Origin of the sequence: Amorphoplanes digitatis (genome assembly GCF_014205335.1) — a bacterium.
GTDB classification, from domain to species: domain Bacteria; phylum Actinomycetota; class Actinomycetes; order Mycobacteriales; family Micromonosporaceae; genus Actinoplanes; species Actinoplanes digitatus.
In genome coordinates this window covers 7,017,765-7,032,253 of sequence record NZ_JACHNH010000001.1, presented here as the reverse complement: position 1 = coordinate 7,032,253, position 14,489 = coordinate 7,017,765, and the positions used below count along the sequence as shown (strand labels likewise).

Here is a 14,489-nt window from a genome sequence, read left to right as displayed (position 1 = left end):
ACGCCCTACCTGCCGCGGGGCGGCAGGCCGACGACTATCGATCCGGCGGCGCGGTCGTGCAGGCCGCGGCGGTCCTCGTCCATGATGACCGCCGGCACCAGCAGCGCCAGCAGCACGCCGCGCAACAGCCCCTTGAGTACGCCGATGCCGCCGCCATCGGCCGCCGACACGCAGCGGATCCGGGCCAGCGACATGCCCGGCGTCTGTCCGAAGGGGCCGATGAAGAGGGCGTTGAACAGAATCAGCACGACCACCGGCGGCCAGGCGACGACCCGCGGATCGGCGTAGAAACTGGCGATCACCAGGCACAAAGCCCAGTCGATCAGCAGCGCGGCGAACCGGCGGCCGAAATGGGCCGGCCCCAGCCGGGTCAGGTCGAGTGCGGCCGCTCGTTCGGGCGGGTTCGGAGAGCCGTTCGCGGGTGTCGCCACGGGATGCGAGAGTAATGGCGACCGGCTGAGACGAAGCTGTGGGGGCGTTTCGGCGCGAAAAGTGTGACATGTGGCGGTAGGGTCCGGGTGTCGCGGGGCTCCGTAACACGCCGGTAACAATAGGGATACGCCTGGGCAACCGCGGACCCATAGCGTCGCGACCAGCCTAGCCACGTGGCGGCTCACGCCGCCCGGTTCGACAAATCCTGTGCCAGGAGGACGTGTGTTCGCCAATCCCGAGGAACTCCTGCGATACCTCAAGGACGAGGACGTCAAATTCGTCGACGTGCGGTTCTGTGACCTGCCCGGTGTGATGCAGCACTTCAACATGCCGGTCGAGTCGTTCGACGACAGTGTGGTCACCGACGGTCTCGCCTTCGACGGATCCTCGATCCGCGGGTTCCAGGCCATCCACGAGTCCGACATGATGCTGCTGCCGGACGTCACGACCGCCTTCGTCGACCCGTTCCGGATCCAGAAGACGCTCGCGCTGAACTTCTTCATCCACGACCCGTTCACCCGCGAGGCCTACTCCCGCGACCCGCGCAACGTGGCCAAGAAGGCCGAGACCTACCTCGCGTCGAGCGGCATCGCCGACACGGCGTACTTCGGCGCCGAGGCCGAGTTCTACATCTTCGACTCGATCCGCCACGAGACCTCGGCACACCAGGCGTTCTACTACATCGACTCGATCGAGGGCGCCTGGAACACCGGCAAGGACGAGGAGGGTGGCAACCGGGGCTACAAGACCGCGTACAAGGGCGGCTACTTCCCCGTCTCGCCGCTCGACCACTACTCCGACCTGCGCGACTCGATGGTGCGCCGCCTGATCGACGTCGGCTTCACCGTCGAGCGCTCGCACCACGAGGTCGGCACCGCGGGCCAGGCCGAGATCAACTACAAGTTCTCGACGCTGCTGCACGCCGGCGACCAGATGCAGATGTTCAAGTACATCATCAAGAACACCGCCTGGGAGCACGGCAAGACCGCCACCTTCATGCCGAAGCCGCTCTTCGGCGACAACGGCTCCGGCATGCACACCCACCAGAGCCTCTGGCTGGGCGGCGAGCCGCTGTTCTACGACGAGACCGGCTACGCCGGCCTGTCGGACACGGCCCGCTGGTACATCGGCGGCCTGCTGCACCACGCGCCGTCGCTGCTCGCGTTCACCAACCCGACCGTCAACTCGTACCGGCGCCTGGTGCCCGGCTACGAGGCACCGGTCAACCTGGTCTACTCGCAGCGCAACCGCTCCGCCTGCACCCGCATCCCGGTGACGGGCAGCAACCCGAAGGCGAAGCGCGTCGAGTTCCGCGTGCCGGACCCGTCGAGCAACCCGTACCTGTCCTTCTCGGCCCAGATGATGGCCGGCCTGGACGGCATCAAGAACAAGATCGAGCCCCCGGCCCCGATCGACAAGGACCTGTACGACCTGCCGCCGGAGGAGTGGGGCAACGTCAAGCAGGTGCCGGGCTCCCTGGACGCGGTCCTCGAGTCCCTCGAGAACGACCACGAGTTCCTGACCGCAGGCGGCGTCTTCACCGACGACCTGATCTCGACCTGGATCGACTACAAGCGCACCAACGAAATCGACCCGGTCCGGCTCCGCCCGACCCCGCACGAGTTCGAGATGTACTACAACGTCTAGCCGATTTTGAGCCCCTGACCAGGGTGTTTGCGAACGACCTTGGTCGCGGGCAAAAGTCCGGCACAAGCGTAGAAGCGGCGGTCACGAACGGCTCCCAGCCGGAGTGGCCGCCGTTTCGCGTGTCCCGAGCGCACCGTCGACCAACGAGCGCGTGCGTTTGGTGACAGCGGGTGACGGGAGCTGGGAGGTGGGTGGCGGCGCCCGAGCGGGTCGAGTCCTGATGTCAGCCGTTGGCGAGTCGGTTTGCAAAGCTAGGCTGCCGCGGTGCTCGATGATCTGAGGCTGGAACCGCTGCTGTTTCCTTCCCGGTTCACGTCGCACCGTATGCGGATCCTCGTCAACGGCCTGGACGTGGTTGCGGCGGCGTATCCGCCGGACGGCTTTCACGGGCAGCCGGTGGCCGGATTCATGCCGTCGTTCTTGCTCGGGCCGAATGGGCTCGCTGCCTCAGCGGAAGCCCGAGAGGTCGCGGTAGGCGGATCCGACATGTCCGAGGACCGACTTACCGTCCGCATTCATCAAGCCGGCCTCGAGGTGATCTGGGACTGCTGGCGTCTGATCGACATCCGCACGGTGCTCAAGGAGGGAGCGGAGCTCGGGCTGGGTACCTTCCGGTTCGACCCGCTGACTTACGCCCAGGAGATTGCCCAAGCGACCGAGCGGGCCAACCGGATGTGGCCGGCACGATCGGTTGCCGAGAATTTCCAGGCCATGTTGCTCCCCGGGAGCTACCAGCAGGGCCAGGACTACGGATCCTGGATACGCGGTTACCCAACGATCCGCGCGCCGCGGGACCGCCCGGACGTGGTCGAGATCGGCTACTACGCCCGGGACCCGACCGGGCAGCGATACACCATGCCGGGCCGATACCACATCACCTTTCCTGTCGACGGTACTGATCCGGCTGTTCAGGCCCAGGCCATCGCAGACCGACTGTGCCATGAGGACCTGAAACCGTTATCCGTCCACCAGCCCCGTCGACGACGCTGACGACACTCGTCAGCCACACGCGAAGCGCTCCACCGTGTAAGCATCAGCCGGGACAGATCTTAGATCCGGGAATGGTGCAACTCGGCAGCCGAGGTGGTTGCCTTGGGCAATCGGGCATGTGTCATGTGGTCGCTCAAGGTCTGCCACCACAGCCCGCTCCCGGCACATTCCGGATGACTCGCGGGTCGGTAAACCCCTACAGTGCGTCGATGCGGATGAAGCTCGATCACGTTACTGACGCCCTGGACGTGCTTTTCGAACTCGACACGGCGGCCCCGGATGCCGCAATGAGCAGACATGTGCCGCAGGTGTACGACGAGGTGGGAGTTGATTGGCGGCGACATACGCAACGGATCACCTGAGCACGACACCTGGGCCGAAGGTTTCGTTCCGATCGCGACAGCACATCTGCAGGCCATCACCGCCCGGCAGCTGTCAATGTATGCCTGTCATGCCCCGATGGACATCTCGGTGAAGGTCGGTACTGCTGCGGCCATTGTCGAGGCGCTGGACGGCACCCTCGTGGATCACTTCTGGCCCTACGGAGACGGCTACGCCGGACACATCGCTGACGTTGCACCCACGACGAGTGACATGCTCGTGGACCAGGTGCGGGGCCTGTTCGGGGTGGACATCGTCGAGGTGGAGGGCACATTGCGCGAGGATGTAACCCGCATTGCGGTTGTCGGCGGCATCGGTGACCACGTCGATGAGATGGCTGCTGCGGAAAAGCTCGGTGCGCAGGTCTACCTGACCGGCGAACTGCACGTACGCATCGAGGGCGACTACGGCCGCCGCAAGTTCGCAGAGGTGGAGAGTTTCGCAGCCGCCACACGCATGACGCTCGTCGGGGTGTCGCATGCGGCCAGCGAACATCTTGTCATGGAGACACAGCTGGCTCGATGGTTCGCGGAGACGTTCGACATCACGCTGCGCCCAATCCGCGAAACCGACTGGTGGCGGTAGACAGCTACCAGGCTGCGTACTCTCATCGGCCAGTTCCGCGTGTTGAGTGATCACGTGCCGGATGCCATATAGGCGGCGAGGATGTAGTTGGGGTGCCGGTCGAGGTTCTTGCGGGCCCGGTCGTAGCGCATGGTGGTACGCGGGTCGGCGTGGCGGGCGGCGATCTGAACGTCGCGCAGGCTGACTGCGGCGTTGGGCGAGAGCCGGGCGGTGGTGATCAGGGCTTCGAACTGCAGCATTCGGGCCTACCGTCATCAGCACGACGGACGACGGCTCCTCTTGGCCCACGGAGAAGGTGCCTGCTTCGTGGTTCGTTGAGGTCCCGGCTTCGGATTTCGCGCAGCGGGGGTTCGTGAGCGTTGCCCGCACATCTCGATGACTCATATGGCGCATCCTCTGTCGCCATGACGACATTCGCGCCAGACAACACTCCAATGCGGACGATTGCAGTAAAGTGATGTCCGTCGATCGCAATCATGCGGCGACAGAAACGGGGGACAGTATGAAAATAGCGATTGTGCGACTCATGTCAGCGGTGCTGCTGCTGGGTGCCATGCTCACCACCGGGTCCGCAGCGCACGCGGACGTCACAGCAGCGGATCCGAGGCCGGCGTCCGGGGCCGCGGCCCCGCACGTCACCAAGGTTCCGGTATCCGGAGGTGTCGGCACCCTGAGCTATGACGCCGTCTGCTTCGGCTACACCGGCACGTTCAAGGACGGTTCTTACCTCCTGCTTGTCGACTGGGAGGACGCCGGCACGAGCACCGATGAGTGCTTCGGCATTGCCCCCGGCCGGACCATCTGGCACGCCTGGCCGGGATCCGGCGGGTGGAAGCAGATGCCGAACAATGGTCGGGCCGACGATACCTGGACCGCGTACTACTCCAACGACGGCCGGCGCGGCGTAAGCGTCTACGTCGCGGGCTCGAACAGCATCTGGTGCTCGACCCGCAACGCCGGCCCGGGCTGGGGCTCCTGGTTCCGGTGCTGACCGACGGGTAAACCCGACCGCGGCGGGACTGCTGTCCCGCCGCGGTTCCCGCGGCGGCCGGCCATTCTTAGTTCGTTTCCCGGCTGTTCAATGAACACGCCTTTTAGGTAATGACCGCGTGCACTCAATTCGGCAGAAGCGGAAACTCGCACACCAGCGTTAGGCGATCTCTCATGAGTTGGAAGCGGGGCCGGCAGACGTACGGTTCGTGGTAGACCGCACTGGTGAGGACGACGTGATGCACGCGACAGCCTCGGAGGGATAGGGATGCCTGAACCGCGCGCCTTCTGGCTCGACGAGCATTTCGACCGGGAGCACGGCACCGCCGGGCGCGGCCGCTACGAGGCCGAGGTGCTCGCGCGTATCGATGTCTTTGCCGACACCTGGGGCGACATCGCGCCGGTCGGCTTCGCCGCGACAGCGTGGCGATTGGCCACCGAGCTGTCACCGGGCTACGTCCGCTGGCACCGGCGAATCGTCTCGGCGACCTGTACGCGGAACGCGTGGGACGGGGGCATGGCCTGTGCGGTGACGGTGATCTCCCGGTGGCCGGCTGAACTGACCTGGACCAAGCAATGGCAGCGTGACCGAGGTTGGCGAGACTGGCCGCAGCTGTTCGGTCAGTACACGACACCGACGCAACAGGACCTGACGCGGAGCCCGCATCTACGAGCGATGCTGCAAGTGGAAGCGCCGGTCCCCCTTGACGATCTGCCTCCGGCCCCAGACGGTCCGAACAGTTCGGTGGTGCCCGCGGCGCGCAGAGCAGTCGCCGTGCTCGTTCGGGAACTCAACGAACTCCTGACCCCGATGATCGGCCAACTGGAAGCCGGGGTACGAGGCTGACCGGGCGTGTGGTCCGCTCGGGCACGGGCCGATGTGGTCCGATAGCCGGGTGTCGGATGACGTGAGGATTCCCATCGGCGAGGCGCTTCCGGGTTTTGCGCTCCACCCGCTGGAGGCGGGATGGACGCCGCTCGAAGCTTTCGTCCTGATCAAATGCCTGGATGAGGACGGGGGCCACTCTTGGTCATTCAGAACGACGAACCCTCTCAACCTGGAGGAACTCCTGGGTGCGCTCACCGTTCAGGTGGAGGTACTGAGGCAGAAGTTGGTGTCGCAATGGGACGACGAAGAATGACCTCGCACCTCCTGCGAGCCCCCGATGTGGGCCGGTAGCGGTCATCAGTCGTCGCCTATATGCTCCCCGGCGGACTTGACGACCGATCATGGGGAGAAAAAGCGATGGTTCTGCGGAAAGCAGCGAGGGCAGCACTCGCGGTAAGTGCCGGTCTCGGGTTGGTCGCGCTCGGCGCGCCCGCCTACGCGGACGAAGCGAAGTCCGATCTGAGGACGGCGATCGCTTTCAGCACCGACCTCGGCAAGGTCGGCGAGTCCATCACGGTCACCGTCACGGTGACGAACAACGGCACGGCCACCGCCACGGACGCATCCGTCGTCCGGGAATGGGACGACGCTCTCGACTGGACCTCGCCCCCGATCGCGGACAACGCGAAGTTCGACGTGGCGCCGGGCGAGTCGAAGGTCTTCACCCGCACCGGCGTGGTGCCGCAGCGGGCGTTCGACGACGGCTACGTCCAGGTCCTCTACTTCCTCCGCGCCACGAACGAGGGCGGGAACAGCAACGACAACGTCGCGTACCGCAGCATTCGCGTGCCGGGCCGGCTGGGCGATCTGACCGTGTACGCGCGTGACGAGTCCACCGGCGCCGGCGTCGCGGGCGCGAAGATCACCGTCGACGAGAAGACCAGCAGCCCGGGGAACCTCTCCACCGAGCTGACCACGGACGCCAACGGCGTCGCCACGTTGAAGGCGGTCCCGGCGGGCATCTACGCGCTGCGGATCAAGACGCCGCAGGGGTGGACGGCCGAGGTGACGGGCGCGCAGACGAACATCAGCGCGAAGCCGGCGACGGTCACGTTCAAGCTCAAGCGAAACGGCGAGCCCACCGCCGCACCCACGACCCCCAGTGCCAGTGCCAGCGCCACGCCGGTACCGACGGCAACCGCCGCGCCCGCACCGGGAGAGGGCGGTGGCCTGCCGGTCACCGGCTCCAACGCGGCGCTGGTCGTCGGCACGGGCCTCGGCCTGGTGGTCATCGGCGGCGCCGCGTTCCTGACGGCACGGCGGCGGCGCACCCGCTTCGTCAGCTCCAACTGACCGGACGCACCGGCGGCCCACTTCGCTCGGCGAGGTGGGCCGCCTTTTCAATCCCGGCTCGCTCGCCCGGCGCCGCGCCGGAACGTGTTCGCGATGATGAGCAGGCCGGGGACGCTGCCCAGCAGCATGATCACCATGACTGGCCAGTGGATCAGCGTGGCGACCGCGCCGCGGATACGCGGTACCTCGCCGACGGTGTATTCCCCCTGGTCATGGCAGGTCATCGTGTAGGTGCCCGGCCCGGGTACCTCGAAGGTGGCGACCCAGGCGAATGTCGCGGCGTCGCCACCGTAATCACCGGGCGGGATGCTGACCCGCTCGACCGGCCGCCGGGCCTGCCCGCCGTCGAGGACCACGCAGTCCGGCACCTTCGGCGTGGGACCCACGGCCATGATCGCGTAGCGGCCGGCCGCGGGCAGCTCCAGGACCCCCGGCTTGCCGCCGGGCTGAGTCGCGAACTGCCCCGTCCCGCCGTACCCGCCCTCGTCGTACCGGATGGTGCTGTCCTCCGCGCCCAGCCGCACGGTCATCGGGGCCAGCAGCGCGCCCGCCACGGCGACGATCGCGCCGACGGCGTAGCCCCGCCGCGCCGGCGGGTCGGCGCGGGTCGCGTGCTTCAGGCCGATCGGATAGCCGATCACGGCGCCGGCGACCGCCAGCAGCAGTCCGGTCCACCAGAAGTTCGACCAGTCGACGGGAGGCCGGCCGCGCTCGGGCAGGCCGGCCCCGTCGAGCGGGACGATCCACCGGTACCAGGCCATGGTCCCGGCCAGGAACACCGCGGTGATCAACGCGCCGACTGCGGTCGCGGTAAGGAAAGCCGGGACGGACCGGCGCCGGGTCCAGCGCGCGGACACCAAGGCGGCGAGCACCGGCACCGCCGCCAGGGTCCAGCCCAGGGCGTTCGAGGCCGCCTGGTTCTCCTCCCACCGCTGCGTGGCGTCGTAGAACAGCAGCGGGGCGGTCACGGTCACCGCGATCCACGCCGCTACCGCGACCGGGCCGGGAAGCGCCGTCATGGGACTCCACATCGGAACGGAGATGTCGAAGGGCGGGACATCGACGATGTCCCGCCCTTGTCGGCGTGCTGAGGCGCCCGGTCAGCGGGGGCGCTGCTGGCGCATGCCCTTGCCGCCCGGCCGCATGTTCTTGGGGATCGCGCCCTTGGGCATCTGCGGGCGGGCCATCAGGGCGCCCAGGCGCTTGTCCAGCGCGTTGACGTCCTTGCCCGTCAGGTTCCGGGGCAGCTTCATCACCGTCGTGCGGAGCTTGCGGATCGACAGCTCGCCCTCGCCCTGGCCGATCAGGTAGTCGTACATCGGGGCGTTGCCGATGACCTTGGACAGGCGGCGCTTCTCCTGGCCCATCAGGCTGCGGACGCGCTGGGGCTGCCCCTCGCCCAGCAGGATCACGCCGGGGCGGCCGATCACCACGTGCACCATGTCGAACTGGGTGGTCGAGCTCGCCGCCGGGCGGACCCGCCAGTCGCCGCGCATGTTCTCGACGATCGAGGCCGCCGCGCCGGGCTGGCCCTCCGCCGCGTTCATCATCGCCGTGTTCGAGCGCAGGTTGAGCACGATCAGGGCCGCCAGCAGCGCGACCATGACGCCGATCGGGATCCAGATCCAGCCGAGAAGGAGGACAGCCACCACGGTCAGCGCCGCCGGGATCAGGACCGCCGCGATGATCAGCGGGACGAACCATCTGTCCTGCTTCGCGGTGAACGCGAACACCTGGCCGATCTGCTTCAGGCGCTCGACGAACGAGACCTTCTCCTGGGGTTTTGCCATACCCGAAAGTGTAATGGTCACCGAGGTGCCTTACTCGCCCAGGACCCGCACGTAAGGCACCCCCGGCCCGGATATGAGGCACCTTCCCCATGCGGGGGCGCCACCTTCGCGCGAAGAGTCGATGACAGCAAGGACGACCGATCGCGAGGAGTTGCCATGTTCGAGCCCAACGACCCCCAGTACCTGCTCGACCTGTACCACCAGCGCGCCGCCGAGTGGCAGCGTGAGGCGCACGCCGACCACCTCGCGCGGGCGGCGTCCGGCGCCGGCCGGCACCGCCACGCGTGGTGGCACCGGCCCGCACGCAGGCCACGCCCGGTACGGGCGCCCGCGGCGTCGTGACCGTGCTGATCGGGGCAGGCGCGCCATGGCTGTGGCGTGACATGCTCGACGGCGTGACGGCGCGGGCAGGCAGCGAGGTTCTCGTCGGCCGGGAGGCTGACCTCTCCGCGCTGCGCGACGCGCTGAAACGCACCCGCGGTGCCGAGCCGTCGACCGTTCTGGTCGGCGGCGAGGCCGGCGTGGGCAAGACCCGCCTGGTGGAGGAGTTCTCCCGCGCGGCGGCCGAGGACGGCGCCCGGGTACTCACCGGGCAATGCCTGGAGCTCGGCGAGGAGGGCCTGCCGTTCGCGCCGTTCGGGGCCGCGCTGCGCCGGCTCGTGCACGCCGACGGGCCGGCGGTCCTGGACGGGCGCGAGGACGAGTTCGCCCGGCTGCTGCCCGAGCTCGGTCCGCCGCCGATCGACGTCGTCGGGGACGCCCGCCGCGGCGTCCTGTTCGAGCTGGTCGCCGCCCTGTTCGACCGGCTCTCCCGGCAGCAGCCGCTGGTGCTGGTGATCGAGGATCTGCACTGGGCCGACCGGTCGACGCGCGACCTGATCGGCTTCCTGGTCCGCGCGGCGCGCCTGCCGTACGTGCTCCTGCTGGCCACCTACCGGACCGACGAACTGCACCGCGGCCATCCGCTGCGGCCGTTCCTGGCCGAGCTTGACCGCGTACGCGGGGTGCAGCGGGTCGAGCTCGAGCGCCTCGACCGGGACGGCACCGCCGAGATGGTGGCCCACCTGCTCGGCGGCGAGCCGGAGCCGCGGACCGTCGACACGATCCACGAGCGCGCGCAGGGCAACCCGTTCTTCATCGAGCAGTTCGCCGCCTCAGGGGACCCGGGCTGCGCCGACATCCCGCACAGCCTGCGCGACCTCCTGCTGGCCCGGGCCGACCAGCTGCCGGATGCCTCACAGCAGCTGCTGCGGGTGGCCGCGGTCGGCGGCACCCGGTTCGGCCACGAACTGCTGCGCCGCGTGGCCGGCGTCGAGGACGCCGAGCTGGAGCCGGCGCTGCGCGCGGTCGTGGCGGCGCAACTTATCGTCGTCGACGCCGACGACGGGTTCGAGTTCCGGCACGCGCTGGTCCGTGAGGCCGTACACGATGATCTGCTGCCGGGGGAGCACACCCGCCTGCACGCCCGGTACGCCGAGGCCGTCGAGGCCGAGCCGCAGCTCGTCGCGGCGGGCCGCGCCCCGGCGGAGATCGCCCACCACTGGTACGCGGCGCACAACTACGCGCGCGCCCTGACCTCGGCCCGGCTCGCGGCCGACGCGGCCGGCCGCCGCTACGCGTACGCGGAGCAGGCCCGCCTCCTGGAACGGGTCCTCGAGCTCTGGGAGCTGGTGCCGGACGCGGCGAGGCTGCTCGGCGCCAGCCACCTGGACCTGCTGGAGCAGACCGGCCTGGTGGCGATCGACGCCGGCGACCACCAGCGGGCGCTGAAGCTGACAAAGGCCGCGCTGACGGACCTGGACGCCGAGGCCGAACCGGTGCGGGCCGCGAGGCTGCTGGTGCGGCGCAGCAAGCTGCTCTTCAACGCCGGCAAGAGCGACGGCGCGGCCGAGGTCCGCGCGGCGCACGCGCTGCTGCGGTCCGCGGCGCCGTCGCCGGAGCGCGTCATGCTGCTCGCCGACGTCGCCTACGCGCTCCACGGCGCCGACGACGGCGAGGAGGCCGGCCGGGTCGCGGAGGAGGCCATTGCGGCCGCCGCCGAGATCGGCGACGCGAGCACGCAGGTCTCGGCCACCATCACGTTCGGCCAGGTCTGCGGCGGCCGGATGTCGCCCGACGAGGGCCTGCCCTCGATGACGGCCGCGGCGGCGCTCGCCCGCGAGAACGGCGATCTGCCGAACCTGGCCCGCGCCCTGGTCAACGTGTCCGACGCCCTCTTCGAACTCGGCCGCTACGAGGAGTCGGCGGCCGCGGCGGCGGAGGGCATCCCATACGCGGACCGGGTCGGCGTACACCGGACCACCGGGGTGTTCCTGCTGGCCAACCACGCCGAGGCGCTGATCGCACTCGGCCGCTGGGACGAGGCCGACGCGCGGTGCGCGGAGGCGGCCCGGCTGGACCCGCCCGGCACGCTGGCGCTGCCGTGGCTGCGCATGCGGGCCCGCCTGCGCCTGGCCCGGGGGCACGAGGGTGCCGAGCCGACCGCGCACCGGGCGATCGCGTTCCTCAGCCGCCCGTTCCTGCACCGGGAGAACCGGCTGGCCCTGCTGGAGCTGCGCATCCTCGTCGCCCAGCACGCCGACGACGCCACGGAGGCACTGACGGCGGCCCGGCAGGCGGTGACCGAGCCGGCCATCGCCGACCGCCCCCGCTACGGGTGGCCGGTCCTCGCCGCGGCGGCGACGACCGCCGCGGAATCGAGGGACGAGGACCTGACCGCCCGGATCCGGCAGGTCGCGGCGGACCTGCCCCGGCGCTACGGCGCCGACCGCGCCTACGCGGCACAGGTGGACGCGGCGCTGGAGGGCCGGCCGGAGCTGTGGCGCGACGCCGTGACGGCCTGGCGCGCCGACGGCCAGCGCCACCCGCTGGCGGTGGCCCTGCTCGGACTGGCGAACGCCGCGGCCGGCGCCGGCGACCGCGTAGCCGCGGGCGAGGCGCTGGAGGAGGTGGCGGCCATCGCGGCCGCACTCGGCGCCGTTCCCCTCACCACGGCCGCCGACACCCTGGCGCGGCGCATCGGACTGCGCTCGGCGGCCCAACCGGCGCCGGCCGGCACACAGGCGCTGACCGACCGCGAACGCGAGGTGCTGCGGCTGGTGGCCGAGGGACGCAGCAACAGCCGGATCGCACAACAGCTCTACATCTCACCGAAGACGGCGAGCGTGCACGTCTCCCGCATCATCGCGAAACTGGAAGTAGCAAACCGCGGCGAAGCAGCAGCCGTAGCCCACCGCCTAGGCCTAATCGATTAATTCGCCACTTCCCCAAACCCTTCTTCTTTTACGCAGGGCGGCGTCATCAACCGCACCAGCGACGCCCTCGACCTACTCACGGTTCGAACTTCCCCCCGCGCTGCGCGAGGGTCCAGGCCGCATAGGGGTGGCGACCCCAGCGGGTCGACACGCTCTCTGCCGCACTCACGCCGGTCGCGGCGGCGGTGGCGTTGTGTCGGCCCGATTGCGCCGACCAGCCTGGACGGCCCACCGGCTGGGAAGGCCGTGGCGGGTCTTCCGAGCTAAATTCGGCCTCGCCATCGGTGATCGGCACCAACCACGTCAAGACCACTGGCACCGAATCCTCGACGCGGACAAAAGCAGAGGCGTCGGGCAGATACAACGGGCTGATCGCGACCATGGCCGTCATCTGACTGCCCGGAAACAGGGGACCATGCGGGCCGATGACCTGAGCATGCTGCAATGCGGATCCCCGGCGCACCATCTCACCGGCCACCTGGAACAACAGCCCCGCAGCTCTGGCCGGATAGTCGCTCTTTGGAACATGCATCATCAACTCTTGGTGCAAAGCCCCACCATTCGGCATAGCGAGATGACGCCGTGACAGGTCGACGGTGACCGGCGTCGTCACCCCGGGGAACGGCGAGTCAGGGAACCACGCCAACTGCACCCCTTCTGGCGTCGTTTCATCACCTCGGCTGCCGCCAGACATATGCCCAAGAAACGACTCCAGATGCTCGATCACATCAGCCACCCGCCGATCATGGTGGCGGTGATGTGTCGGCGCCGAGTGTGCTGACCAGCCTGGATGGTGACCGGCTGGGAGGTTACGGCGGTCTTTCGGAGGCGTGGAGTCGAAGGCCTGGCGATCGGGGTCGGCGATCCGGAGCTGAGTGGGCGGACCGACGCTCTGCGGGTCGAGAGGGTCTGGGGTTGGCGGTGGGCGTGAGTGCGGCAGAAAGGGTTCCGATCGCCGGGGGCGCTGCCGGTGCTCGGCCTGGACCCTCGCGCAGCGTGGGCAGGGGTTCGGCCGTGAGCGGGGCGAGGACGTCGCTGCTGCGGTTGTTGACCCCGCCCCGCGTAAGGGAAAAGGGTTGGGAAGTCGAGGGGTCCTTTTTGATCTGACAGGGGGCGAGGCGGTCACCTGCTGTTTATTGCGAGGGTGGCGGCGACTGCGGAGATCCAGAGGGACGCTGTGATTGCGCCGACGGCCAGCGTGAGGGTGCCGGCTGTTCCGCCGCTCATCGCCCACAGGTTTCCGGCCAGCAGGGCTGTCCCGGCGATGATCGAGGCTGTCGCGGCTCGGGGGTTTCCCGCGCGAGTGAATCGGTGGGCCAGGACGTAGCAGGCCGCGATCGCGGCGGTGAAGGCGAGCGTGCCCGCGGCCATGTGGCCGTAGCTGTGCCAGCTCATGGACGAGGGCATTCCGTATGGCGTGCCGATCGGGAAGCCGTCGGCGGGGTCCATGACGAGTAGGCCGGCGGCGAGCATTCCCACCCCGTATGCGGCGACCAGTCTCGGCAGCCAGCCTCGGGCCAGGGCGCGGTGCAGGCCGACGGCGCCGGCCAGGGTCAGCGCTCCGGCGATCATGAAGTTGGCGATCTGTAGCCAGCCGAGCGTGCCGTTGCTCAGTGCGCTGAGCGGGTGCCGGGTGAGGTCGAAGCCCGCGCGGGTGGCCGCCTGGGCGAGTGCGACGGCCGCCCAGAGCGGGCCGGCGACGGCGAGGCAGGCGAGCAGGGTGCGGGTGCCGGTGGTGGAGGACGCGGTGCGGGTGGCGAGCGTGGTCATTGCGGGCCCTTCTCGAGTTCGTATCCTGCGGTTCTGCCCCTGCGTCGGATTCGGGATGTGACAGGGAATGATGTGATTACCTGTCACATGAGTCGTTCGACGTTGGGGCATGGCAAACACCGAGAACGGAGCACCCATGCGCTTCCTGATGATGTCCAAGCCCACCGACGAGCCCGCCGACGAGAAGCTGTATGCCGAGATGGGCAAGTTCGTCGAGGAGCTGACCGCGGCGGGCATCCTGCTCGCGACCGGCGGTCTTGAGCCCGGCGGCGTTCGGGTCACCTCCGCCGGCGACGAGATCACGGTCATCGACGGGCCGTTCACCGAGGCGAAGGAGGCCGTGGCCGGCTTCGCCCTGGTCGAGGTTCGCTCGCGGGAGGAGGCGATCGAGCTGACCCGGCGCTTCCGGCGGATCGTCGGCGACGGCGAGAGCGTGATCCAGCAGGTCTTCGGGCCATGATCCGGACG

General features: G+C 69.1%; 17 protein-coding genes. 11 read left to right on the top strand and 6 right to left on the bottom strand.

Going from position 1 to position 14,489, the window contains the following annotated elements; all coding sequences use genetic code 11:
- Positions 1-5: 5 nt before the first annotated feature.
- Positions 6-374: an RDD family protein gene (locus BJ971_RS30750; RefSeq protein ID WP_184999197.1), complete on the bottom strand. Its 369-nt coding sequence runs from the start codon at positions 372-374 to the stop codon at positions 6-8.
- 280 nt (positions 375-654) lie between these two features.
- Between BJ971_RS30750 and glnA the strand changes: the two genes are divergently transcribed.
- From glnA to BJ971_RS30730, 4 genes are all read left to right on the top strand, one after another.
- The gene (glnA, locus tag BJ971_RS30745; protein WP_184996647.1) at positions 655-2,079 is read left to right on the top strand and encodes a type I glutamate--ammonia ligase; all 1,425 of its coding nucleotides are present in this window, start codon (positions 655-657) and stop codon (positions 2,077-2,079) included.
- Positions 2,080-2,343: 264 nt separating this feature from the next.
- On the top strand, positions 2,344-3,069 hold the full coding sequence (locus tag BJ971_RS30740) for a hypothetical protein (RefSeq protein WP_184996646.1): 726 nt from the start codon (positions 2,344-2,346) through the stop codon (positions 3,067-3,069).
- Positions 3,070-3,278: 209 nt separating this feature from the next.
- Entirely contained in the window at positions 3,279-3,431 is a 153-nt protein-coding gene (locus BJ971_RS30735) for a hypothetical protein (protein ID WP_184996645.1), read from the top strand.
- Positions 3,367-4,035, top strand: a complete 669-nt coding sequence (locus BJ971_RS30730; protein WP_260415185.1) for a Nif3-like dinuclear metal center hexameric protein — start codon at positions 3,367-3,369, stop codon at positions 4,033-4,035. The genes BJ971_RS30735 and BJ971_RS30730 overlap by 65 nt, the downstream gene beginning before the upstream one ends.
- 50 nt (positions 4,036-4,085) lie before the next feature.
- Here BJ971_RS30730 and BJ971_RS30725 read toward each other — a convergent pair whose 3' ends face one another.
- Positions 4,086-4,274 carry a hypothetical protein gene (locus BJ971_RS30725; protein WP_203709249.1) on the bottom strand — a complete coding sequence of 63 codons (189 nt, stop codon included), beginning with the start codon at positions 4,272-4,274 and terminating at the stop codon, positions 4,086-4,088.
- 287 nt (positions 4,275-4,561) lie between these two features.
- On the opposite strand from BJ971_RS30725, the gene BJ971_RS30720 reads away from it, so the two are divergent.
- The 4 genes from BJ971_RS30720 to BJ971_RS30705 all read left to right on the top strand — a co-directional run bounded on the left by BJ971_RS30720 (position 4,562) and on the right by BJ971_RS30705 (position 7,207).
- A complete protein-coding gene (locus BJ971_RS30720; RefSeq protein ID WP_184996643.1) occupies positions 4,562-5,026 on the top strand; it encodes a hypothetical protein in 465 nt (154 codons plus the stop codon).
- A 267-nt stretch (positions 5,027-5,293) separates the two neighbouring features.
- Positions 5,294-5,872 (top strand): hypothetical protein, encoded by a 579-nt coding sequence (locus BJ971_RS30715; RefSeq protein WP_221478871.1) that lies wholly within the window; start codon positions 5,294-5,296, stop codon positions 5,870-5,872.
- Between the two features lie 49 nt (positions 5,873-5,921).
- Positions 5,922-6,167: a hypothetical protein gene (locus BJ971_RS30710; protein WP_203709250.1), complete on the top strand. Its 246-nt coding sequence runs from the start codon at positions 5,922-5,924 to the stop codon at positions 6,165-6,167.
- Positions 6,168-6,271: 104 nt separating this feature from the next.
- Entirely contained in the window at positions 6,272-7,207 is a 936-nt protein-coding gene (locus BJ971_RS30705; RefSeq protein WP_184996641.1) for a prealbumin-like fold domain-containing protein, read from the top strand.
- Positions 7,208-7,254: 47 nt separating this feature from the next.
- On the opposite strand, the gene BJ971_RS30700 is transcribed toward BJ971_RS30705, so the two are convergent.
- Both BJ971_RS30700 and BJ971_RS30695 read right to left on the bottom strand, forming a co-directional pair.
- The gene (locus BJ971_RS30700; protein WP_184996640.1) at positions 7,255-8,226 is read right to left on the bottom strand and encodes a hypothetical protein; all 972 of its coding nucleotides are present in this window, start codon (positions 8,224-8,226) and stop codon (positions 7,255-7,257) included.
- An 81-nt stretch (positions 8,227-8,307) separates the two neighbouring features.
- Positions 8,308-8,997: a DUF4191 domain-containing protein gene (locus BJ971_RS30695; protein ID WP_184996639.1), complete on the bottom strand. Its 690-nt coding sequence runs from the start codon at positions 8,995-8,997 to the stop codon at positions 8,308-8,310.
- 156 nt (positions 8,998-9,153) lie between these two features.
- Here BJ971_RS30695 and BJ971_RS30690 point away from each other — a divergent pair, with 156 nt between their 5' ends.
- Together BJ971_RS30690 and BJ971_RS30685 are read left to right on the top strand one after the other, a co-directional pair.
- Complete coding sequence (locus BJ971_RS30690; protein WP_184996638.1) at positions 9,154-9,339, top strand: hypothetical protein; 186 nt, start codon at positions 9,154-9,156, stop codon at positions 9,337-9,339.
- Between the two features lie 53 nt (positions 9,340-9,392).
- Positions 9,393-12,251 carry a helix-turn-helix transcriptional regulator gene (locus BJ971_RS30685; protein WP_239087392.1) on the top strand — a complete coding sequence of 953 codons (2,859 nt, stop codon included), beginning with the start codon at positions 9,393-9,395 and terminating at the stop codon, positions 12,249-12,251.
- A 76-nt stretch (positions 12,252-12,327) separates the two neighbouring features.
- Here BJ971_RS30685 and BJ971_RS30680 read toward each other — a convergent pair whose 3' ends face one another.
- Together BJ971_RS30680 and BJ971_RS30675 are read right to left on the bottom strand one after the other, a co-directional pair.
- Entirely contained in the window at positions 12,328-12,987 is a 660-nt protein-coding gene (locus tag BJ971_RS30680; RefSeq protein WP_184996637.1) for a suppressor of fused domain protein, read from the bottom strand.
- Between the two features lie 386 nt (positions 12,988-13,373).
- Complete coding sequence (locus BJ971_RS30675) at positions 13,374-14,021, bottom strand: DUF998 domain-containing protein (RefSeq protein WP_184996636.1); 648 nt, start codon at positions 14,019-14,021, stop codon at positions 13,374-13,376.
- 136 nt (positions 14,022-14,157) lie between these two features.
- Between BJ971_RS30675 and BJ971_RS30670 the strand changes: the two genes are divergently transcribed.
- Entirely contained in the window at positions 14,158-14,481 is a 324-nt protein-coding gene (locus BJ971_RS30670; RefSeq protein ID WP_184996635.1) for a YciI family protein, read from the top strand.
- The last annotated feature ends 8 nt before the right edge of the window (positions 14,482-14,489 follow it).

Coding starts and splice junctions, on each gene's coding strand:
- BJ971_RS30735 (WP_184996645.1), top strand. CDS start 3,279: ATGCGGATGAAGCTCGATCACGTTACTGACGCCCTGGACGTGCTTTTC.
- BJ971_RS30730 (WP_260415185.1), top strand. CDS start 3,367: ATGTGCCGCAGGTGTACGACGAGGTGGGAGTTGATTGGCGGCGACATA.
- BJ971_RS30725 (WP_203709249.1), bottom strand. CDS start 4,274: ATGCTGCAGTTCGAAGCCCTGATCACCACCGCCCGGCTCTCGCCCAAC.
- BJ971_RS30720 (WP_184996643.1), top strand. CDS start 4,562: ATGTCAGCGGTGCTGCTGCTGGGTGCCATGCTCACCACCGGGTCCGCA.
- BJ971_RS30715 (WP_221478871.1), top strand. CDS start 5,294: ATGCCTGAACCGCGCGCCTTCTGGCTCGACGAGCATTTCGACCGGGAG.
- BJ971_RS30705 (WP_184996641.1), top strand. CDS start 6,272: ATGGTTCTGCGGAAAGCAGCGAGGGCAGCACTCGCGGTAAGTGCCGGT.
- BJ971_RS30700 (WP_184996640.1), bottom strand. CDS start 8,226: ATGACGGCGCTTCCCGGCCCGGTCGCGGTAGCGGCGTGGATCGCGGTG.
- BJ971_RS30695 (WP_184996639.1), bottom strand. CDS start 8,997: ATGGCAAAACCCCAGGAGAAGGTCTCGTTCGTCGAGCGCCTGAAGCAG.
- BJ971_RS30690 (WP_184996638.1), top strand. CDS start 9,154: ATGTTCGAGCCCAACGACCCCCAGTACCTGCTCGACCTGTACCACCAG.
- BJ971_RS30675 (WP_184996636.1), bottom strand. CDS start 14,021: ATGACCACGCTCGCCACCCGCACCGCGTCCTCCACCACCGGCACCCGC.
- BJ971_RS30670 (WP_184996635.1), top strand. CDS start 14,158: ATGCGCTTCCTGATGATGTCCAAGCCCACCGACGAGCCCGCCGACGAG.